19 protein-coding genes and 2 pseudogenes are annotated in these 20,296 nt (G+C 68.3%); 4 read left to right on the top strand and 17 right to left on the bottom strand.

Going from position 1 to position 20,296, the window contains the following annotated elements; genetic code table 11:
• Positions 1-209 (top strand): annotated as a pseudogene (locus ABZY11_RS32860) (hypothetical protein); the annotation flags it as partial.
• Complete coding sequence (locus ABZY11_RS32855; protein WP_356482652.1) at positions 206-1,192, top strand: thioesterase domain-containing protein; 987 nt, start codon at positions 206-208, stop codon at positions 1,190-1,192. The pseudogene ABZY11_RS32860 and the gene ABZY11_RS32855, both read left to right, overlap by 4 nt.
• A gap of 92 nt (positions 1,193-1,284) precedes the next feature.
• Here ABZY11_RS32855 and ABZY11_RS32850 read toward each other — a convergent pair whose 3' ends face one another.
• Positions 1,285-1,674, bottom strand: a complete 390-nt coding sequence (locus ABZY11_RS32850; RefSeq protein ID WP_356482651.1) for a hypothetical protein — start codon at positions 1,672-1,674, stop codon at positions 1,285-1,287.
• Between the two features lie 526 nt (positions 1,675-2,200).
• Here ABZY11_RS32850 and ABZY11_RS32845 point away from each other — a divergent pair.
• A complete protein-coding gene (locus ABZY11_RS32845; RefSeq protein WP_356482650.1) occupies positions 2,201-3,295 on the top strand; it encodes a phosphotransferase in 1,095 nt (364 codons plus the stop codon).
• A gap of 145 nt (positions 3,296-3,440) precedes the next feature.
• Here ABZY11_RS32845 and ABZY11_RS32840 read toward each other — a convergent pair whose 3' ends face one another.
• The 6 genes from ABZY11_RS32840 to ABZY11_RS32815 form a co-directional block, all read right to left on the bottom strand.
• The gene (locus ABZY11_RS32840; RefSeq protein WP_356482649.1) at positions 3,441-3,968 is read right to left on the bottom strand and encodes an NUDIX hydrolase; all 528 of its coding nucleotides are present in this window, start codon (positions 3,966-3,968) and stop codon (positions 3,441-3,443) included.
• An 85-nt stretch (positions 3,969-4,053) separates the two neighbouring features.
• On the bottom strand, positions 4,054-4,533 hold the full coding sequence (locus ABZY11_RS32835; protein WP_356482648.1) for a PPC domain-containing DNA-binding protein: 480 nt from the start codon (positions 4,531-4,533) through the stop codon (positions 4,054-4,056).
• Positions 4,533-5,531, bottom strand: a complete 999-nt coding sequence (locus ABZY11_RS32830) for an asparaginase (protein ID WP_356482647.1) — start codon at positions 5,529-5,531, stop codon at positions 4,533-4,535. The genes ABZY11_RS32835 and ABZY11_RS32830 overlap by 1 nt, the downstream gene beginning before the upstream one ends.
• Positions 5,532-5,600: 69 nt before the next feature.
• Positions 5,601-7,076 carry a transcriptional regulator, XRE family protein gene (locus ABZY11_RS32825; protein WP_356482646.1) on the bottom strand — a complete coding sequence of 492 codons (1,476 nt, stop codon included), beginning with the start codon at positions 7,074-7,076 and terminating at the stop codon, positions 5,601-5,603.
• 68 nt (positions 7,077-7,144) lie between these two features.
• Complete coding sequence (locus ABZY11_RS32820) at positions 7,145-7,513, bottom strand: hypothetical protein (protein ID WP_356482645.1); 369 nt, start codon at positions 7,511-7,513, stop codon at positions 7,145-7,147.
• Positions 7,510-8,082 (bottom strand): DUF6624 domain-containing protein, encoded by a 573-nt coding sequence (locus ABZY11_RS32815; RefSeq protein WP_356482644.1) that lies wholly within the window; start codon positions 8,080-8,082, stop codon positions 7,510-7,512. The genes ABZY11_RS32820 and ABZY11_RS32815 overlap by 4 nt, the downstream gene beginning before the upstream one ends.
• 341 nt (positions 8,083-8,423) lie before the next feature.
• Here ABZY11_RS32815 and ABZY11_RS32810 point away from each other — a divergent pair, with 341 nt between their 5' ends.
• Positions 8,424-9,737: a helix-turn-helix transcriptional regulator gene (locus ABZY11_RS32810; RefSeq protein ID WP_356482643.1), complete on the top strand. Its 1,314-nt coding sequence runs from the start codon at positions 8,424-8,426 to the stop codon at positions 9,735-9,737.
• A gap of 391 nt (positions 9,738-10,128) precedes the next feature.
• On the opposite strand, the gene ABZY11_RS32805 is transcribed toward ABZY11_RS32810, so the two are convergent.
• From ABZY11_RS32805 to ABZY11_RS32760, 10 genes and pseudogenes are all read right to left on the bottom strand, one after another.
• Complete coding sequence (locus ABZY11_RS32805) at positions 10,129-10,413, bottom strand: hypothetical protein (RefSeq protein ID WP_356482642.1); 285 nt, start codon at positions 10,411-10,413, stop codon at positions 10,129-10,131.
• 211 nt (positions 10,414-10,624) lie between these two features.
• On the bottom strand, positions 10,625-11,176 hold the full coding sequence (locus tag ABZY11_RS32800) for an SUKH-4 family immunity protein (RefSeq protein WP_356482641.1): 552 nt from the start codon (positions 11,174-11,176) through the stop codon (positions 10,625-10,627).
• Between the two features lie 139 nt (positions 11,177-11,315).
• Complete coding sequence (locus ABZY11_RS32795) at positions 11,316-11,630, bottom strand: hypothetical protein (RefSeq protein ID WP_356482640.1); 315 nt, start codon at positions 11,628-11,630, stop codon at positions 11,316-11,318.
• Between the two features lie 179 nt (positions 11,631-11,809).
• A complete protein-coding gene (locus tag ABZY11_RS32790; protein WP_356482639.1) occupies positions 11,810-12,502 on the bottom strand; it encodes a type I-E CRISPR-associated protein Cas6/Cse3/CasE in 693 nt (230 codons plus the stop codon).
• Positions 12,499-13,236 carry a type I-E CRISPR-associated protein Cas5/CasD gene (gene cas5e, locus ABZY11_RS32785; protein ID WP_356482638.1) on the bottom strand — a complete coding sequence of 246 codons (738 nt, stop codon included), beginning with the start codon at positions 13,234-13,236 and terminating at the stop codon, positions 12,499-12,501. Before cas5e ends, ABZY11_RS32790 begins: the two co-directional genes overlap by 4 nt.
• Before the next feature lies 1 nt (position 13,237).
• Entirely contained in the window at positions 13,238-14,476 is a 1,239-nt protein-coding gene (locus tag ABZY11_RS32780; protein WP_356482637.1) for a type I-E CRISPR-associated protein Cas7/Cse4/CasC, read from the bottom strand.
• Positions 14,473-16,380: a type I-E CRISPR-associated protein Cse2/CasB gene (casB, locus tag ABZY11_RS32775; RefSeq protein ID WP_356482636.1), complete on the bottom strand. Its 1,908-nt coding sequence runs from the start codon at positions 16,378-16,380 to the stop codon at positions 14,473-14,475. Before casB ends, ABZY11_RS32780 begins: the two co-directional genes overlap by 4 nt.
• A gap of 5 nt (positions 16,381-16,385) precedes the next feature.
• The gene (locus ABZY11_RS32770) at positions 16,386-17,930 is read right to left on the bottom strand and encodes a DEAD/DEAH box helicase family protein (RefSeq protein WP_356482635.1); all 1,545 of its coding nucleotides are present in this window, start codon (positions 17,928-17,930) and stop codon (positions 16,386-16,388) included.
• A gap of 321 nt (positions 17,931-18,251) precedes the next feature.
• Complete coding sequence (locus tag ABZY11_RS32765; RefSeq protein WP_356482634.1) at positions 18,252-18,803, bottom strand: hypothetical protein; 552 nt, start codon at positions 18,801-18,803, stop codon at positions 18,252-18,254.
• Positions 18,804-19,177: 374 nt separating this feature from the next.
• Positions 19,178-20,296, bottom strand: a pseudogene (locus tag ABZY11_RS32760) (glycoside hydrolase family 15 protein); the annotation flags it as partial.

The raw sequence follows: 20,296 nt of genomic DNA, 5'->3' as shown, positions 1-20,296 counted from the left end.
GGATCGACCTGGAATCCCAGCTGGGCCCGCTGTCCGGGGCGCTCGGCGTCCTGCAGTGCGCCGCCGCGGCCGCCCACCTGGCCAACGGCGCCACCGGCAACGTCCTGGCCACCGCGGGAGGCTCCCGCCACGACGCGACGGCCGCCCTGCTGCTGAGCCCGCCGCGAGCCCTTCGCCCGTCCACGCAGGAACGAGGACAACACCCATGATTACGACGAGCGTGACCATCGAGGAGCTCCGCGCCCTGATAGCCGGCGTGCTGGAGACCGAGCCCGAAGAGGTCGCCGACGATGCGTACTTCGCGCACGAGCTCGACATCGACTCGCTGCTGATGCTGGAGATCTCCACCCGCGTGGAGAGCGCGTTCGGCGTCCCGGACAACGCGGTGGCCGCCAGCGGCGTCACCACCCTCGCCGAGCTGCACGCGTTCGTCACCTCGAAGCTCACCGGCGAGACCGCGCCCTCCCCGCTCATCCGCCCCAGGCCGGTGAGCGAGCCAGCGGCTCGCGTGTTCCTGTTCCACCACGCCGGCGGGTCGCACCTGCTCTATCGGGGCTGGGCGGAGCTCTTCCCCCAGGACTGGGAACTGTGCCTGCTGGAGGCGCCCGGCCGCGGCAGCCTCCAGGCCCTTCCGCTGATCGACGACTGCGAGCAGCTGGTCGAGTACTTCCACGCCGCCATCGCGCCCCTGCTCGACCGGCCGTTCGGGTTCTTCGGCCACAGCATGGGCGCCCTGATCGGCTACCAGCTCACCCACCGGCTCCTCCGCGAGCGCGAAGCGCTCCCCGCCTGGCTGGGGGTCTCCGCATACGGCGCCCCGGGCGGCAACGTCAGCGGCAGCAGCAGCCCCCACCTGATGGCCGACGACGAACTGCGGGCCTGGCTGCGCAGCGGCGGCGACAGCCCACCGCAGCTCCTCGACAACGACGACATCTGGAAGAAGTTCGCCCCGGTGTTCCGCGCCGACTTCAAGCTCGTGGACACCTGGACCGCGCCCCGCAGCCCGGAGCCGCTGCCCGTCCCGCTCACGGCGTTCGCGGGTCGGAGCGACACCCTGATCGGCAAGGACCGGCTCCTCGCTTGGCAGGCGCTCACGACCGACTTCCGCGGACTCGAGAGGTACGATGGCGGCCACTTCTATCTGATGGATCACCAGCAGCAGCTCACCGCCGCCATCACGGCCGCGATGTGACCCGCAGCACCTTGAGCACGCTCGCGCCGCCGTGCCGCCGGCCGGACGATCAACCCCGACCGGGTGGCGGCGGACGGCGCGTTGGCGGGCGTTCAGGCGTCGGGGTCGACTTCGGGGTGCGTGAACCGCACGGGCCGGCCCAGCGACCGGGCGTAGGCGATCTCGGACCTGGTGCTGTCACCGATGTAGTCGCCGACCACGAGCACCTCATCAGCCAGAAGGATCTTCGACCGGTGCAGTGCGTCGAGCCGAACCTTCAGCGCTTCGGCCTCGACCGGGTCGGCCCAGAGCGGGTGCGGAGACTTCAGATCGCAGCCCGGCTTGACGACGATCCTCCCGGCCTCGGTCTCCCGCACCTCTGCCGCGGCCATCTCGGCCATGAAGCGGGTGGAACCGCAGATCGCGACGATCCGCGGGAAGTTCAGCTGCGCCTTCGCCTCGGCGAGCTTCTCCTCGGGGGTGATCACTCGCAGGGACGACACTGTTCCTCCTGGTGGGGCTGCCCGAGGAATGCCTCGCGGCGACGAGTACGAAGGCGCCCAAGATCGCCTTACGGCGAACCGCGAACACGCCCGCACTCTATGCGACGGAGATCCCTGCCCGGTGGCGCTTCGCCAATCACCCACCCGGCCCCAGTTTCGGCCAGTCCGAGGCCGCCCTGGCTTCCAGCGCGACGAAGAGCCGGCACCGCCTGCCCGGCCGCCGCCTCAAGCAGCCACTCCCTGCGGCATCGCGCCCCGGCGTCGGCCTCGTCAGCCGATCCCCTATCGGCAGCCGGTGGCGGTGCCGGGGCGATCCCGGAGACTGCCGCCACCCGAACGAGCGAAGAACGACCAGCCGACCGCGTTGACGAAGGCTGCCCACTGGGGAGGGCCTCGGCGGTATGCCAACTCCGGCTCGTCGAACACAGCCAGACCGTCTGTCGGCCGCTGAGGATGCTGCTGGAACCGGGATGGATGCGGGGTCGGCTGCCCGACCACTACCACTGTGCATTTCAACGAGGAGATCATGTCCACCGCATCCCACCAGCCGGGCCCCGGCCGCTCCGCCGCCGCGCCTCCCGCCTCCGGCGCGCATGAGCAGATCGCGGCGATCGCCGAGACGCTGGTGCTCGCGTACGGACTGCGCCCGGCGGAGATCACGCGCATCCCGGAAGGCACTGCGACGGACAACTACGCCATCGTGGACCAGGCGGGCCGTCAGCACTTCGGCAAGGTCTACCGCGTGGGCAGCAACCTGGACGTGGAGCTGGCGTCGGTCGAACTGTCCGAGTACGCCGCCGACGGGGGCGTCGCCACCGCGCGGGCGACCCGCACGCGCGAGCACGAACTCATCGCGACCCACGGGCGGCTGCCGATGTCCCTGTGGTCGTACGTGCCGCACACCGAGACCGCCGAGGGCACCCTGACCGGTGCACGGTGGCCGGCGGTCGGCGAAGCGATGGGCCGTCTCCACAGCCGACTCGCCACCCATCCCGCCGCCGCGCCCGTGCTGAAACCCGGTGCCGCGATTTGCGACGTCGCCACTGCCCGAGACCGCTTTGCCAGGCTGATCTTCGCCTTCCAGCGCAGGCCCAGGCTGGGCGAGTTCGAGGCTTGGGCTCTGCAGGCGGCACGGGAGCGGCACGCCGTCCTGGGGGATGTCGAGAGCATCCTCGCTGGCCTTCCGCCTCTGACGGTCCAGGTCATGCACGGCGACCTGGCCGGCCCGAACGTCCTGCTGAGGAACGATGACGTCGCCGCGCTCGTGGACTTCGGACCACCCACACCCGGCTACCTCGCCTGGGAACTCATGCGCCTGGGCTGCGACCCCAGGAGCTTCCAGTCCCACGGCGTCGAGAAGTGGCTAACGAGCTACACCGACCTCGCCATCGCCTACCGAGACGCCAAGCCCACAGCGCCCGCGGCCGACCTCCTGTCCTCGGTTCGCGTCGGCTGCGCCGCCATGCTCTGCTCGGCCTTCCCGCTGTCGGCACCCGTGGACCGACCCCACCTCGTCGACGCCGCACTCGAGTCCTATGCACGGGCACGGCACGCGGCCGCGCTGACGATTCTGGAGCAGCTACCTGCCCTGGAGCAGGCCCTGCGCGACGCTCTTCGCTGAGCCGCGGACCTTCGCGGCCGGCGCGCTCGCCCAGCCCTCACTCCTGCACAGCAGGACTCCCCTTCCCGCCCAGGCATATCGGCGCGGCCGACGCCCGGAGAGAGGAGGAGGCCGCAGAGGGTCAGCTTCGGGGGCGGGGCGGTGATCATCGGGCGAGCAGCTCCACTTGGAGCAGTTCGTCGGTGCTGACCTTGATCGCGGCGATGTCGGCGAGCCACTGCATCCACACCGGCTCGAGGCCGGGCGCGGCCTCGAACTCGGCGTCCGTCACGCGTCCCTGCGCGTAGGCAACCGTGCGGTCTGCCAGCTCCTGCAGGGCGGCGGGGGCGATCCAGCGCACATTCTTGGTCTCGCGGGCGCTCGGGGTGAGGTCGCCGGTGACGGTGGCCTGGTAGACGGTCCAGTTGTGGCCGGTGCCGGTGCCGCGGGCGCCGGGACGGCGGCGGCATGAGTTATCCCGCCAGCCGCCGGTGACGCGGGTGAGGCTGGTGACGGTGAGGCCGAGTTCTTCTTTGACCTCGGCGCGGCCAGCGGCCTCAGCGCCGCCGTGGTTATCAAAGTGCCCGGCAGCCGGCGCCGCGCCGACGGGGAAGGTGGCGCGATCGAACATGAGGTAGCGGCCCTGGTGGTCGGTGATGATGACGCCGACAGAGGTGTTGTCGCACGATTTCACGGTCTGGCTCCTGACGGGCGCTGACATCACCGGCGTGTGCCGTGGCACGTCCGGCGTTGCGGACGATCGGGTCGTGTCGGAGGAGTCAAAGGGCTCCGGTCTCGGGGCGCGGGGCGAAGCCCAGCGTCGGGACGGCGTGTGGCCCGCACAGCGGTCGCACCATCCGGGGGGAGAGGACCTCCTGGAGGAACATCTCCTGGATGAACTGCACCTGCGCCCGCAGCAGATGTGACACGCTCCCGGCGGCGGCGAGGTCCTTGCGACCGACCGCGACATGGATGTGCGGGGCGAGGGTGTCGTTCTCCGGGCTCCAGGCGAGAGTGGCCGCGCCGACGGCCTCCACCGTGTGCAGCACCGTCTCGTCCCAGACGGGAGCGTCCGGGTCCTCCAGCGTGCCGTTCGTCCCCACCAAGGTCGCTTGCCGGAACCCGCCGAGGAACATCGGGACGATCGCCTGCCGGATCCCCATCTCGGTGCAGAAGCCGGTCAGCTCCGCGACGAAGTCGTCGCCGTCGTCGAAGGCCAGCGCGAAGCCGCGTCCCATCGTCAGCTCTGCGTGCCGCATCAGCCACGGCCCTCCGGTGTCGTCCCGGCAGGAGCGAAGGCGGCGATGACCGCGCTGCGGTCGGCGCCGCTGCGCAGCAGGACCGTCAGCAGCAGGCGGGCCTTGTAGGGGTCCAGGTGGCCGGCGCCGATCAGGCCCCGGTCCAGCAGGTCCTTCTCCGAGCCGTCGAAGCCGTACGACTGCGTGAGGGTGGTTCCCCCGCCGGTGCGTGAGGCGAGGACGACCGGGATCCGCTGGGCGGCCTCCTGGAGGACGGGCACCCAGGCGGCGGGTACGTGGCCGACTCCGAAGCCGGCGACGACCATGCCGTCGACCTGTTCGAGGAGCGGCGCCAGCAGGCTGCCGTCGTCGCCGAGGGATGCGGCATACGCCCCGACGCGGACCCGGCGCGCCGTCGCCGAAGGGAGGGGCAGCGGCTTGTGCGCCGGGACGGCAAGGAGTCGAAGGCGGCCTTCGACCACGGTGCCCAGGGGGCCGGTGTCGGGCGAGGCGAACGCATTCGTGCTGGTGCTGTGGATCTTGCGGACCCTCGCGGCGTCGAAGACCTGGTCGTTGAAGACGACCAGGACGCCCAGGCCGCGGGCCTGGGGGCTCGCCGCGACGGTGACCGAGGCGAGCAGGTTCGCCGACCCGTCGGCTCCGGCCAGGTAGGGGGCGCGCATCGCGCCCGTGACGATCACAGGAGTCTCGCCCCCGTACAGCAGGCTCAGCAGGAACGACGTCTCCTCCAGGGTGTCGGTCCCCTGGGTCACGACGAAGCCGTCGACGGCACCCTGACCGTCCATGGCATGCAGTTGGCCGAGGAGGCCCTCGATCTCGTCGAATGTTAGGGACGCGCCCGGTTTGACCGTGAACGACTGCGTCTTGACGACGATGCCGGTGGCGGCCAGTTGCGGAACGGCCGCGAGCAGGTCCTCCGCGCTCAGCGTGGGCTTCGCCGCGCCCTCCGTAGTGGTAGGGGTCATCGCGATGGTGCCGCCGAGACCGATCACGAGCACCGTGGGAGGGGAGCTTGGTTTCGTCAACGCGCAGTCCTCGAATCGTGGGTAAAGTAAGGCAAGTTGAGCCTATCGGCCGTCAGCGGGGCCGCCGAGCCTGCCGAGGAAGCACAGGGTCCGGTCGAGCGCGCTGAGGGTGAGCAGGCGGCTGCGGGGACGCAGCATGCCGGTGAGCCCCTCCTCGGCCAGGCTCCGGCACCGGCCGGTCAACCAGGCCCAGTCCAGGTCGAGGTAGTCGGCCAGGGCCGCGAGCCGTGCCGCCGACGTCGGCCCGTCGACCAGGCTGTGGGCCCGTGCGTTGCCGATCACCTCCTGGTAGGGGGCGACCTCCCGGCGCGCGCTGGTTGTGGCGACCCGCCAGACGGACTCCCCACGCACCCAGTTCGCGAGGATGGCCTGGTGGCGCGCCAGGACGAACCCCTCGACCTCCTGGTAGTCCTGCTCTGCGGTCAGCCACACCTTGACCCCGTGCATCTCCATCATGGCGATCGTGAGGAATAAGAGAATTCGCTCATAGCCCTCGCTTGACCGGACGACGGATGAGGGGACGCAGAACGCGCGCCCGAGCGCGCTCCCTGGTCCCGCGAAGCGATCGGCGACGTTCTGCAGGTAGTCGTGCTTGTGCCTGAAGAGCAGCCAGGGTGCGCACTCTTCCCCGGTGGCTTCGCGGGTCCAGAACGCCGGTACCTCGGGAAGGTCGCCGAGATGGCGGACGATGTACTGGGCGCAGAGGCTGGAGCCCAACCATGCGGCGCCTATGGGGGACAGGTCGGGCATCTCGGATCGCGGCGGTGCCGAGTTACTGATCCTGACGTAGTGCCGAAGTTGCTCGGCACGGTCGGAGAGCGGATTGTCATCCGCCAGCAGACCGTCGTCCATGACGTGCAGCGCCCAGATAATGGCGTAGACCAGGTCGTCCAGCTGGTAGGCGAGCGGTACGCGCGTGTCCTGGCCCACAACGAGGTTCTGGCGGGCGAGCGCGGCGTCCATCACGTACAGCCCGGACCCGCCGGCGGCACCGGGGGAGGCCAGAATCACGCCCCTGCGCGAGGAGCGGACGAAGGTCTCCAGGTGGGGGAGGTCTGCGGGGCTGATCTCCATGACGTCGGCGCGGGGCTCAGCTTCGTAGATCTGCACGCCGATCGAGGTGCCGTCGAAGTGCAGTCCGCCGGCGAGCTCCCAGCTGCCGAAGGTTCCAGCGTCCGGTTCGCCGGGGACGTGCCGGGACGTGGGCCAGGTGTAGTCCAGGGTTCGTACCGCGGTGCGCGTTCTTCGGTCGAGCGGGCGGGGGCGGACGATGTCGCGTACGGGGACGAGCTGGAAGAGGGCCTCGACCTTCTTGCCGAAATAGGCCTCGAGGATGGTGCGCAGGTCTCCGCGGGGGATGTGGGTGCCGGCCAGCCACCGTTTGTAGGTAGCTGGGGAGGGCCGGACCCTAGCGAGTCGCGGCTCTTGTAACGCCTTCGCGGCGTCTTCGGCCATGATCGGCCAGAGGACCCGGAACTTGTTCGGTGAAGCGCAGTTGAGCTCTGGAGATTCCAGCATGTGGCAAAGGAGCGGCACGACGGTCCGGGCCCGTGACTCCCGTAACTCCCGTGGCTCCTCCGGGTGAGTCATGTCGTCCTCCTGTCGCCGTAGCCGTCCTGGACGATCACGTGTCCCCGCGGACGCGGAGGGATGAGGCGGACGAGGAGCCCGTCGAGCAGGAACCCGCCGATCACGTAGGCGGTGGTTGTCCACCAGCTGTCCGGCTGCCGGGCTGAGGACAACTGGCGCAGCAGAGGCTGGAGGGGGTGAAGGCCGGCGAGCATGCCACCGTGACGGACTGCCGAAACCCCTCGCCCTTCCAGCTCGGACACCAGAGCCCGCACCAGGGTGGACTTCCCGGCCATGTCGACACCGCCAACGAGGACCCGCAGTTCCTGTCCGTGTGGACGAGAACCGCTGCGCTGCCCGGCCTTAGCCTGCTCAGAGCTCTTCACGCCGCAGGCCTTTCGCTCGTGACCTCGGCCGGGCCCTGCGTCGGGAGGTGACGTCGCTCCAGCGCCGTGAGCTGGTCGTGACGGGGCGGCAGGCCGACGCTGGCCCGGCGCTTGTCGAGGTTTTCGGGGGCGGCGGCGGTGTACATCACGAGCCGCCCGTCACACAGCCAGTACTGCGTACCGTACTGCTGAGGGCGCCCGCTTCCCACAAGGCACCGGTCACGCAGATGAGCCCACTGCGCTGCCGCCGCGTCGCCCCGGCGCACGGCCTCGGCGAGCATCTTGAGCAGCGTGACCTGGAAGGCCGGATCGTGGTCGGTGTTCAGGGCAATAGCCAGCGCGGCCCGGCACCCGGCGTCACCGACCAGCGTGCGTCCCGGCCAGCAGCCCAGCCGTGCGACGATCCGGCGCAGGGCCTGCGCATCGGCGACGACGGCATGTCGCGCTGCTTGGACGACGCCTTCCGACGCGGCCTCGCGCTCATGCCCCGGGGCACGCCATGTCGCTCCTGCGGCCTCGACCCAGGCGATCAGGTCCCCCGCGATGTCCGGGCGGCCTGGCATACGCATCTCACCAGTCACGACGCTGCCGCCGGCGCCAAGGCGGGACAGCATGTCCGGCTGCGCCGCCGAACAGAAGGGGTAGTCAGCTTCACGAGGCATCCTTCGAGGTGACACTGGACTTGAACGGTCTCGGTGGTGCTCTGCACGGCCCTGCCACGGGCCGACTGCTGGAGAACTGGGAGCCCGGCGTTGGACTGCCGGAACTTGCCGCCAGCGCACACGGTCGCTGGGATGATCGAGTGTCGATCAACTGGACGCTTCCCGACAGGAGTTGGCGGTAGTCCCGGCGGTAGTCCCGGCCGGTTCACGGCTACGCTCAGCGCCGACGCTGCTGATTGGATGACGAAGTGGCTGAGAACACCCACCCCCTGGCACTGGTACGTGCAGCCGCTGGCATGACCGGCGTCGATCTCGCCCGAGAGATCTGCGCGGCAGCCGCCCGCCGCGGCCTGCGGTCCGGCGTGGACAAACAGCGCATCCGTAAATGGGAAGTCACCGGTGTCAGACCCGACGCTGAATCCCAGGAGTACATCGCCGAGGTGTTCGGGATCCCCCTGGAGAACGTCGACGTCAAGGCGTGGCCGAACTGGCTGCCTGACGCCGGTGTGATCCCCCTGGGTCCCGCCAGTACCGTGCCGGCCCTGCGAGAAGCATTGAGAGCATCCATGGACCGATCCCGCCGCTTTGTCCTGTCCGCGATCTCCGGCACCGCCCTGACCACCTTGGCCAGCACCTGGGCCACTACCGACGCATGGCTGGGGGTGACCGAACGTACCCAAGGGAAATCGGTCGGCGAGGACCTCGTCGCTTTGCTGGAAGAGACCAGCGCACGGCTGACGAGTCTGGCCACACAGGAACGGCAGCACACTGCGCCCCTGATCGACGCCCACCTGACGACCGTCACCGATCTGATCGCCGACGGCTGCTACTCCCCGGCCCTCGGCCTCCGCCTCCACGCCTTGGCCGCGAGCCTCTCCCAGACCGCCGCCTGGCACCGCTTCGATCAAGGGCTCCACGGTGAAGCCGGCCGGTTCTGGATCGCCGGTCTCCACAGCGCCCACGCCAGCGGCGACCATGACATGGGGGCCGCGCTTCTGAGCGACCTTGCCTACCAGGCCTCCTGGCGTGAAGACCCCCGCACGGCCGCCCGCATCCTGGAACGGGCCCTGACCCGCACCCAGCACCCCGCCGCCCGGTCCCTGCTCCACCTTCGTCTCGCCCGCGCCTTGGCGGCGCAGGGCGACCGCCGCGCCACGCTTCGGTCTCTGGGCGCCGCCGAGCACCTGCTCAGCACACCAGCCCTTGATCCCGTCCCCGCCTGGTGCTCTTGGCTTTCCGAGGCGGACCTTTCCGTAGATTCCGGGCAGAGCCTCAACGATCTCGGCGAGACCCGCCGAGCCCACCAACTCATCGAGGAAGGCCAGGCACTCCTGCCCCCGAGCCGTGACAAGACCCGCGGCGTCTTCCTCGCGTACCGCGCGAGGACGCATCTCGACCTCGGTGAGCCAGACCTCGCCGCCGCCGTCGCGGCCGAATCCCTGAACCTCGCGCAACGCATCGGCGCCCCCCGATGCGTGGAACTCGTACAGGGCCTCGTTCCGCGCTTCAGAGAATTCAGTGAGGCGGAAGGAGTGCCCGCACTGCTCCACGCGGTCGCCTGACCTCCGGACGCAACGGTGACTGCGTTGCTTATGCCACGGGCTTTTCCGGGCCCGGTACGGACGGCAGCAGCGGGGTGGGTTCGTTGGTGACCGGCACGGGCGCGGCCATGCGTCCGTCCTGTTGACCAGCGACGGAGCGTACAGTCGAAAGGCGGTGAGCAGCGCGGCGCGCAGCTGTGGCAGCGCTGGTTTGACCGCCACCTGCGCCTGGCGGACCGGGAACCTTCGTGACAGCAGCCGTAAAGCCTGGTGGAGGCTGGCGGGGTGGTGCTGCCCGTCTGTTGGTGACCGAGGAGGCCCCGCCGCAGCACGAGCGCGCCACAGGCCCTGAGCAGCCCCTATGGGCCGGTAGCCAGCCCCGGCCCGTTGCCCCGATAGACCGGCATCGACGTCATGCATTCCCTTGTTTTTCACGGAGTAGGGACACTCTGTTGATGTCTCCCTGGTAAGCCGGGAAATCCCTCACTTTACGATCGCTTCCCTTTGTTCGGTCGTTGGTGGCTGAGAAATGAATAGGGCTATCCAGGCGCCGGGCGAAGCTCTCGCTGCCCTCGCCGAGGTCCTTGATGATGTCCAGAAGCTTGACGCTGTCGACTCCGGCGTCCTCGCACCACGCGATCAGCGGTTCGATCTCCGGGGTGTTGATCCCCGCCATCACCACGACGTTGACCTTCACCGGGACACCGTGGCCACGCACGCCTCGATCGCGGCCAGTATCTCGGCGTGGTCGTTCACGCCGCAGGGCATTGCTCGGTTCGATTCGCATCCCCGAGCTATCGAGAGGCCCTGCCTTCATGTGTGTACCACCTGGAGATCGCTGACCAGGGCCCACTCGACCAACACGTTCCAAGAGCGGTTGAGGTGACTATGTGCGACTATTTCGCGCATCAAAATACGCGGTAGTCGTCCGCGCTGATCTGGGCAATGACCCAACGCCAGAACGCAGAAGCCGTACACCAGGTATTCTCGTCGGCTTTCCGTAACAGGTCGGAAAGCTTGTTACGTTGGACTGTGACCTCCTCTTCATCGAGAAAATCGAAGCATTCGCGCCCCTTCTCCAGCAAGCAGAGGAACTCGACATACTTTTCGACTGACGTATTGACCCGACAGACGGTGTCAGCTTCGGTATCTGCATAAATAACATCTCCGGTGACGGGTTCGACGAGAATGCTACCTGTACCTGCGAGTCCAATCCGGTACATTGCGTGAATGCGCGCGTCGGATTCAATGCCAACATCTTCACAGTGTTCGCCATACGTTTTTGCGCCATTTTCCAACCCAGGTACGGAAGTGATCGCGTCCAGTAAGTTCTCGGGAAGCCCGGTATGCGTCAGGGTTTGTCCGGAAGGGCGCAGTCGGACGTCCTCTGGAAGCGCCTCGAAAGGAAGGAGCACGGTATCTTCTCCGAAAATCTCTAAGAGGTGTTCGCGGGAGACCATGTCTGTGTGCAACCTCGTTTCTTTTCGCGCGTAACACATATGAATTTGGCGCAGCTCGCTGCTTGTGAGCCCGGCGGCGAGATCAGCCAGGCAGGTTGCCCGACCACCGGCACGAACAGAGCCCAACAGGGCCCGTCCCTTAGCGCCGGCCGGGTTCTGTGCGGGCGATTTGTGCCGCGGCCGCGTTGAGGTACTTCAGGGTCTTGGCGCGTTGGTGGGTTTCGGCCAGGGCCCGGTAGCGGAGTGTGGCGTGGGGGCTGATTCCTCCGGTCGGTACCGGCTCGCCGAGGAGCTTGGTGGTGATCTGCTGGTCGGCCCAGTAGGCGTGGCCCTCCAGCAGGAAGAGGCCGTGTCCTTCGGTCGATCTGCCGTGGGCGTCGATGGGAACTGCGACCCCACCGGAGTGGGGAGATGCGAGCGCAGAGCGGCCTTGAGCTCCCTCAGAACGGTGCATCCTCACGGATATGAGGAGAGGGTGGACTGCGCTTCTTGAAGATCACTGCGACCCCACCGGAGTGGGGAGATTCGAGTGCAGAGCGGCCTTGAGCTCCCAGCGCGTGGTACAGACCCACGAGTTGGGAGTTGGAGTCTCAGCAGGAAGAATACACGCGCTGGGATACCGGGTGTTGGGCTCTACCGGACCTGGTGGATGCGCAGCAGACCGCAGCCGTATGCCTTGGCCTGGCCGACGCCCTGTGCCAGGGCGTGTACAAGGAGTTCAGGGTCGAGAACGCGGCTGCGGGCTGTCATTTCCCGGTAGTGCGCGGTGATTCGGTCTCCTGTCCGTGTGCGCGTACCGGTCATGCATACACGCTCGCCGGGATCGATGTGGTGGGGTGACGTCTCCAGGCCGCTGCGTGTCAGGTAGCGGTGCAGCCAGTGTGCGGCTTCGTCGGGCGCGCTCAGGCTGATGCGCTTCCTGGTGGGGGTGTCTCTCATGGTGGGGTTGGCGATCATCTGTATGTCGATGATGTCGCCGGCTGTGACGTGATGCTCGACTGGGAAGACGTTTGCTTTGAGGATGCGTCCGGCGCCAAGGAGCGGTTTCCAGTTGGGGTGCAGAGGCGCCTGGACGAGGATCTGTTCGGGGGGAGCTGCCGTGAGTCTTCGGGACCGGTCGGGCTGGGGTGTGCCGCGTCGGGCGGCGTACAGAACGGGCGCCGGGCGGGGGATTGCTGGTTCGGCTGTATCGAGGGTCTGGTTGGCGAACCCGGAGAGAACCAGCAAATGGAGGCGGTTCACGTCGTCGCACACAGTCTGTTCGGGTGGGGAGAGTGTGAGTGCCGATCGGACCGTGGTGAAGATTGCCGCAGGGCGGGGTGTCATTGCTGGAGCTCCGGGGCAGGGGGCAGGACGGTCGAGGTTCGCAGGAACAGAGTGGTGTGATAGCGAGCGGTGAAGCACACGGGATTCTCGGAGCTGGGGAAGGCGCCGGTGGTGGGCGGCACTTCGGTCCATACGGCGGGCTGGGCGTCGGTGGCTTCGGGAAGCAGACTGACGTGGCTGGGCCACTGGTCGGGCCCGTGCGAGGTCACGCCGTGGGCGATCGGCCGGGCGGGTGGGCAGCAGTGCCGGCCCAGGAAGAGCAGCCGGGCCGGATGGCGCAGGGCGCTGTCGATGGTGCGGGCGAGGTGGAGGTCCTCGGTGCTCAGCCCGGCGAGGAACGCGGCGTCCTCCAGGTAGTGCTTTGTGACCAGGACAGGTTGGCGGCTGCCCTTCTTTCGTGAGGCCCGGAGCGTGCCCGCGGGTGTCAGGGCTGGGTCGCGCGGGGCGCCATAGCCCGGGCCCGGGTCCGGGTGTCGCGGATCGGCTGGAGGGAAGCAGCCGCCGCCAGCGGTCTGCTCGTCGCGCATCTGCCGGCCGGGACGGTCGGCGCGGACGGCAAAGGTCATGCTGATGAAGTCCTCCAGCGGTGTGTCGGCGCTGAGACCGAGAGCGTTGACGATCAGACCGATGACCGCGCTTTTCGTGGGGCGTGAGTGGGTGGCGCGTTCTTCCCAATGGGATGAGGTTCCGTAGGCCTGCATCGGGCCGGAGAGGCGGAGGAGCACGGTGGCCACGTCAGTACCCCGTCACGGCCAGGACGTCCGGGAGGCCGGGTGCTGCGTCGCCCGTGGGCGAGTGCCACAGAGCCGTTCCACCGCGCAGGCCGAGCTCGTGGAGATAGGTGGCCAGGCGGGTAGCGGCGTGAGGGCCTGCGGGCTGCTCACAGATCGCGTCTTCGAAGGCCGGCGAGGCGGTCAGCGCCTCATCGGCGGTGGTGACCACGGCCAGGGTGGGGCGAGGCGGGGAGCCGGTGCGTGAGCGTTTGCCCGAAGGCAGGCTGCGGACGATCGCTCGTGTCCACCTGCGTTCGGCGCTCTGGGCCAAGGCTTCGACCTCGTCCTGGGGCCTCCCGGACAGGGCTAGCGTCTTACGGAGTTGGTGCCGGTCCAGCGCCGCTTGCCGGTAGAACGTGCCCGAGACCAGGTACTGGCGTCCGAGCATGCCAGTGTTGGCGAAGATACCGCCGTCCTGGTAGTCGTCACCCGCCGTGAATTCGTCAGTGATCAGCTGGAGAGGCTCGACGCCAAAACCGTGGGCGACATGGGCGGCGGAGATGACCCTGCCGCTGGGGAGCCCGGCGAGCATCCGGCCGAACAGCGCGATCTCTTCCACGGTGCCGGGTTCCAGGACGGCCTGGGCGGCGGTGACCACGCTCTCGGGCAGGTCAGCGGCCGAAATGGGCGCACGCGGCTTCCTCCGGGACGAAGTGCCTCGCTCAGCCGGCTGGAGTGCTTCGGCGATCAGATCCTCCACTCGCTCGCGCTGGACGGCGAGCCCGTCCCAGTGTGAGAGCACGAGCCGGCTGAGCTGCTGCGCACTGTCTTCGGGCATATAGGCCATGACATTGGTCCGGCCAGGATCGGCCGGGCTGACGCTCAGGCCGGTTGCGGCGACGATGAGGGCTGCGGCGGGTCCCGCGTCGGCGGGGTCGACGTCGTGCTCCGTCTCCAGATGCTGGGCCACCGCGTGGGGGAGGGACTTGGTGGAGAGAGCGCTGATGCGGTCATGACTGCCATCCGTGCGCATGTACTCGCGGGCGGCCCGGACCAGGGACTGGGAGGAGACCCGCATCCGCTCGGTCCCGCCATGCCAAAGGGACTTGGGCAGGTCATTCATGTCCCGGTTGAGATTCACCCCAACCACAGTGGTGAGTGAGTGCACCACCACGAAGGGGCCGGGACTCTGGGTGACGTCGGTGACCTGTCCCTCGGCCCGAACGGGCCTGGCAGCAAGGTCGGTGGCCTGAGTGGTCATGCGGGGAGGTTTCCTTTTCCAGCGGGCGCGAACTGTCGTTCGCGGGGCGGCAGCGGGCCGCGGGTGTAGAACTGCGTCTGCCAGCGGTCCCTGGTGCCCGGGCCCCAGTGCGCGAGATCGTTCATGAGACTGCTCCAGTCCGGGGTCAGTCCCTGAGCCGCAGCGAAACGGATCTGTTGCACGAGCAAGGGCCTGAGGTCCTCAAGTCGCTGCGCACCGAGCATCCGCGTCATGGCCGCGCGGGTGGGCTGATGCCGGGGCCCGTAGCTGAGTCCCGTGCCGAAGGCGCGCATCAGCCGGGCCAGCGGAGCGTTCCCGTACGGGTTCTCGGCCCGGGACGTCTTTCGGTGCACGGCGAAGAGCGCGGCGGTCAGCATGCCCGGCTGATGCAGGCCGTCGGGCAGGAGCCGGGTCACGGATGCGTAGGCCGGGTTGGTCACTGACGGGACAGCGGCCCACGAGACCAGGTACGCCATGAGGTCCCGGGTGTGGCGGCTGAGTGCCCAGCTGCCCAGCTTCCGGGTCAGCACGTCAACGGGATCGATGGACTCGTCGTCCTCGGGTCTGTGCGGCGTGTCGGCCGTGGTGAACAGGCTCTCGTCAAGGTCAACATCGGGTCCCTCGTTGAGCAGGGCATGGGTCCGCTCACCGTCGGACGCGACCATGAAACTCTCCTGGAACAGGTGGGAGGAGCCGAAACCGGGCGCGGCGCCCGCGGTTCGGCGGCGGGCTTCCATGACGCAGGCCGAAGCGTTCTTCCCTCCGGCATCGGCGAGCAGCGAGCCGGGCAGAAAGACGTGCCTCACGCATTCGATCTTCTTGTGAGACGTAGTCAGGCCGGTGACACGAACGTCCGGCGGGTGACGGGTGGTGGCTTCGGCGGCCAGGCGCGCGGTGTGGGCCCAGCTGGATTCGGGTGCCGTCCACCAGCCGTGGAGGAGGGGCGCGACGTCCTCCTCGCTGGTCACTATTTCTGCAGGCAGGCGGTCTCCTGCGCCAGTCGTCAGGAAGTCTCGGCAGCCGGGGTGCTCGTTGATCCGGTCTGTCTGCGTGTCAGCCGGCCAACCCTGGGCAAACATCGCACGGCCCACGGTGCCGTCGGCCTGCGGTAGAAGAAGGACCCTGCGAGGATGCCAGGTCAACGCATCCACCTCCCCATCGGGAACCGGGCCTTCCTCGCCCACGTCCTGCCCCTTTGAGGGTTCCGGGCGGGGGAAGTAGGTCCAGTGGGCTGTGCCGAGCCCGGGGCCGGGCAGAGGCATCAGCCGCCAGGCGAGCATCTGCGCCACGACGCCGTCCGGCTGGATGACCAGTCCACCGCACGCAGCAGACCTGCGCCCGATATAGCACTCCTTTCCGTAGACGGACTCCCGGGCGGAAATCCGGCCGCCCAGGCACCACATCTGCTGGACGAGCAGCAGCTCAGCGGCGCGAGCGGCACTCACCGGCGTGGAGGTGTAAAGGTGGCGGTGGTCGGACAGCAGCGGCCGCCGGATGGCCGCCGTCATGTCCAGGTACAGCACCTCGATTCCGGCGTCGGGCAGGCCCTCGGCGACTGTGTGCAGGGAGCCGTCCTGGAACAGCGGCTTGGTCGGATGGAACACGTCCAGGTCATCGGCGTGGTCGTGAACCCAGTGCACCGCCGGCGTCAGGTCGATGCCGTCACGGATCTGCTGCCAGTACTCGTGCTGTCCGGACGGTCCGCACCCCGCCGTGTACGCGACTGCGGTGAGCAACCGGGCCGTTGCGGCCCACAGCAGCGGGTCAGTCGTGGCGAGACGGACCTGGTCCGCCTCTTCCAAGACCTGTGAGAGTGACAGGACCGCGTGCTTCCCTGACGGATACACCGTTTCGACGAACGGCAGAACGGCCAGGCTGGCCGAGGGGCCGGACCTCGTCGACATGCCTCTCACTGGTCCGGCTCCTCGTCTGCGGCGCCGGTCAGCTGCGTGGCCAGGTCCATCAGAGCACGGGCCCCCCCGGGGGACTGGGCCAGAGCCTGCGTGCCGGCCGTGGCCTGCAGCATCCGCGCCAGCCACTCCTCCTCTGTGGTGCTTTCCGCGTACACGTAGAGAGTCAGCGAGCGCGTGCCGTCTCGTTGCGTGCGTCCCTCGGCCTGCAGGCCGCGCTTGCCACCGGTCAGGACATCAGCGATCACACAGGCGCGCGGGGTCAGCGTTGCGTCCTCCCCCTCGCCCGCACCACCACGTTCGCCGGCATGAAAGTTGATGCCCTCCAGGGAATTGGTGACCGCGACCAGGGCCCGGCCTCCCTGGAACGCCTGCCGTTTCAACTCCCGGAGACCACGCGAGGCACCGGTGATCTCCACCACCCGGTCCGACAGCCCCCGTGCCTTCAGCTCCACTGCGGTCAGCCGGGCGATGGCAGAAACGTTGTCGAGGTACCAGGCGGCAACCACCACCTGGTAGCCGTCCTCCACCAGACCCGCCACGATCTCCGCCACTTTCGGCGCTTTGAGAAGCGAAGCCTTCTGCACACGGCGCAACGCCTCGGACGTGTCGGGCGTGTTGTCGCTGACTTCCAGCCCGTGATGAGCCCGGAACTGCGCCCAAGCGGACTCGTACTGCTCCCGGTCGCTGGGGGAGAGCTCCACCGGGCGCAGCTCCCGGGTCATGGACGGCAGACCGAGCTCCTCAGCCGTGGCGGTCGCTCCGACTCCCTGGGAGAACAGCAAAGACTCAACCATCTTCACGTCACCGGCGCTCAGGTCATGGGCCCACCGACCTCGCTGGTCCGTGTTCAGTTCGAACCCGAGCTTGCTCAGCCATGTCAGGTATTCGACCCTGCTCAGCTTGTCCGGTGCGTCGACGCCAGCGGCATACGCCAGAAGGTCACTCACATACGCCGTCTCCTCCGGACTGGAAAAGGGTGAAGCCGAGGCACGCACGAACCACGGCCGCCGCACGGTCCCGGAATCGGGGCGGATCAGCCGGTCGATCGTCCGGGACCGCAGGGAGACAGAGGACGCCAGCATGTGCGACTCGTCCACGATCACCGCGTCGAACTCAACACGAGGAACGCCCCCTGCGGCCGCATACTCGGCGGCCTTGTCGACCGGGAGAGAACTGAGCGGCTGCCAAGGGTGATCGAACAGCCGCCACAACTGCTCCGGGTTGATCACCACCCAGCGTTTGCCGCCACTGCCGAAATACCTGATCGCGCTGCGCCATGCCGGAATCACATCCAGCTTGGTCACTACCAGAACCCTGCGCACGGTCGGCACATCAAGCGCCCCGCAAATGGCCATCGCTGTCTTGCCCGAGCCGGTTGGGTAAGCCAAAAGGAAGCCAGGCGCTCCGGATGCGTATGCCTCCTTCATCATTCTCACGGGCTCGACCTGGTGCTTCCGTAGGGCCGGGCGCTCCCGAGGCACAGCGGGCGGCACCGGACGCCCGTTCAGAATGTCCTCGACCAGCCACTCCAGCGAGAACATCGGTGCGGCATAGTCGACCAGAGCACGGGGAAGGCGCCTCCCACGGAACACGGGAAGTCGCCATCGGGCATCCCGGCGAACCCCGAGAACGCTGGGGGCTCCCTGGCGCAAGACGAACAGATGCTTGTCCTGGGACGCAGAACTGGGTATCGGCCGGGTGGCCGGAGAACTCACGACGCTGTACTCCTGGTGCTGAATGAGGTGGGTTGTGGCGAGACATGGGCGAGGCAGACGAACCGTGCGGACGACGAGCCTTGCCGGGCTGGTGCGGCGCACCGCATGGGGCGTGTTGTGGACCGGCCGAGCTGTGCTGGCGGCGGATCAGTCACGTACAGGGCATTCAGCCGGGAAAAGGGTGAACCTCTCTACTTCGGTCACGGGCAATGCCAGTGAGCGCACGGCCGGGTGTTGCATGAGCGAGTGCACGGAGCCGGAGCCATTGCGTACCGGGCGCACGTGCTCCCAGCCGAGGGACGTATGGAAGTGCTCGGCCAGCCGAGAGCTGGGGACGCGGGCCCGGATGAATACGTGGCCGGTGCGGGCAGCCAGATCCGCGGCCCACCGAGTCAGCAACCACCCCAAGACCACACTGCCCGGGCCCGGATCGGTGACCATGAAAGCAACCTCGAATGCAGGCTGCGCGGCCTCGCGTACCGTCCACCCTCGGTGCGGCATATGCGCGATGAGCGTCACAGCTCCGACGACCTGAGCGTCCCAGGTCATGACCACGAGCTCCGACGCTGCACGTTCGGCATCCGTCAGCGTCAGCATGCCGCGTGCGACGCCGCGAAGCTCCAGCGTCCGGAGCCTGGCCTTCACCAGAGCCTGCACATGGGGCAGGTCATCCTTCTGGGCGGGACGTATCTCGTACACGGGTGTTCTTTCACTTTCGGATGTCGAAGCGGCCAAGAACGTCCCGGCTGTTCCGAGCGCGAGAGGGTTTTCCATCGGCTGCAGGGCCTGCGGCCCCGGAGGAACGCCGAGCGCCCTACCGGTCAAGAACTGGGGGCTGGGGGCGGGCATCACAGGACGGCCTGCAGAGGGGGTGGTGGCGTGACCCCGCGGGCATGTCCGTCACACGGATCCGGGACGCTCCTTGCGCGCGTGTCAGGCTCCGTGCCCACAACGTCGCGACACTGAGGGGCGATCCCTGCACCACCCCGACCGGAATCGGCGTAATCCGTATCCGTGACTGTCCGGCGGATTGCCTCAACCGATCCAATGCCGAGTGCGCCTTCGATCGATGTCCAGTGACTGAACGCCTGGGGAAAGTTCCCCACCTGGCGTTGCAGTCGGGAATCCCACTCCTCCGTGAGCAGGCCCAGATCGTTGCGCAGGGACAGCAGTCGCTCGAAGAGCTGGCGTGCCTCGTCGACCCGGCCGATCATCGCCAGGTCGTCGGCAAGCCAGAACGAGCAGGCCAGGAACGCGCCCTCGTCGCCCTCCAGGCCGTCGACGCCGGCGTCCTCGCCCTTGGTGGGGTAGCGCAGCACGAAGCCGTCCTTGGTGGACAGTTCGCGCTGGATCGCCTCGATCGTGCCGATCACGCGTTTGTCGTCGGGCGGCAGGAAGCCCATCTGGGGGATCAGCAAGAGGGAGGCGTCCAGCTCCTTCGATCCGTAGGACTGGGTGAAGGTGTTGCGTTCCTTGTCGTAGCCGCGGTCGCAGACATCGCGGTGGATGTCGCCGCGCAGCTCGCGCAGCCGCTCCAGCGGCCCCTCCGCGTCCCCGGACTCGATCAGCTTGATGGTGCGGTCGACGGCGACCCAGGCCATCACCTTCGAGTGGACGAAGTGGCGGCGCGGGCCGCGCACCTCCCAGATGCCCTCGTCCGGCTCGTCCCAGCGCTGCACTATCTGCTCGGCGAGCGTCAGCAGTAGCTGTGCAGTGCTGGCATGCCAGATGCCGTTCTGCCAGGCGAGATAGAGCAGGTGGACGACCTCGCCGTACACGTCCAGCTGGAGCTGGCCCGCGGCGCCGTTGCCGACCCGGACCGGGCCGGAGTTCTCGTAACCGGGCAGCCAGTCCAGCTCGGCCTCGCCCAGCTCGCGCTCGCCCGCGATGCCGTACATGATCTGCAGGTTCTCGGGGTCCCCGGCGACCGCCCGCACGAGCCAGGCAATCCATGCACGGGCCTCCTCGCGGTATCCGGTGCGCAGCAGGGAGGAGAGGGCGAGCGCGGCGTCGCGCAGCCAGGTGTAGCGGTAGTCCCAGTTCCGGGAACCGCCGATGTCCTCGGGCAGGGAGGTGGTCGGCGCGGCGACGATGCCGCCGGTCGGCGCGTACGTCAGGGCCTTGAGGGTGATCAGGGAGCGGACCACTGCCTCGCGGTAGGGCCCGTGGTACGTGCACTGCTCGACCCATTC

It is taken from the genome of Streptomyces sp. NPDC006510, from assembly GCF_040611955.1.
Taxonomy (GTDB): Bacteria; Actinomycetota; Actinomycetes; order Streptomycetales; family Streptomycetaceae; genus Streptomyces.
The sequence above is the reverse complement of the archived record's forward strand: the minus strand, read 5'-3'. Positions and strand labels throughout refer to the sequence as shown.

Coding starts and splice junctions, on each gene's coding strand:
- ABZY11_RS32855 (WP_356482652.1), top strand. CDS start 206: ATGATTACGACGAGCGTGACCATCGAGGAGCTCCGCGCCCTGATAGCC.
- ABZY11_RS32845 (WP_356482650.1), top strand. CDS start 2,201: ATGTCCACCGCATCCCACCAGCCGGGCCCCGGCCGCTCCGCCGCCGCG.
- ABZY11_RS32835 (WP_356482648.1), bottom strand. CDS start 4,533: ATGCGGCACGCAGAGCTGACGATGGGACGCGGCTTCGCGCTGGCCTTC.
- ABZY11_RS32825 (WP_356482646.1), bottom strand. CDS start 7,076: ATGCTGGAATCTCCAGAGCTCAACTGCGCTTCACCGAACAAGTTCCGG.
- ABZY11_RS32815 (WP_356482644.1), bottom strand. CDS start 8,082: ATGCGTATGCCAGGCCGCCCGGACATCGCGGGGGACCTGATCGCCTGG.
- ABZY11_RS32800 (WP_356482641.1), bottom strand. CDS start 11,176: ATGGTCTCCCGCGAACACCTCTTAGAGATTTTCGGAGAAGATACCGTG.
- ABZY11_RS32795 (WP_356482640.1), bottom strand. CDS start 11,630: ATGCACCGTTCTGAGGGAGCTCAAGGCCGCTCTGCGCTCGCATCTCCC.
- ABZY11_RS32790 (WP_356482639.1), bottom strand. CDS start 12,502: ATGACACCCCGCCCTGCGGCAATCTTCACCACGGTCCGATCGGCACTC.
- ABZY11_RS32780 (WP_356482637.1), bottom strand. CDS start 14,476: ATGACCACTCAGGCCACCGACCTTGCTGCCAGGCCCGTTCGGGCCGAG.
- casB (WP_356482636.1), bottom strand. CDS start 16,380: ATGTCGACGAGGTCCGGCCCCTCGGCCAGCCTGGCCGTTCTGCCGTTC.
- ABZY11_RS32770 (WP_356482635.1), bottom strand. CDS start 17,930: ATGTTCTCGCTGGAGTGGCTGGTCGAGGACATTCTGAACGGGCGTCCG.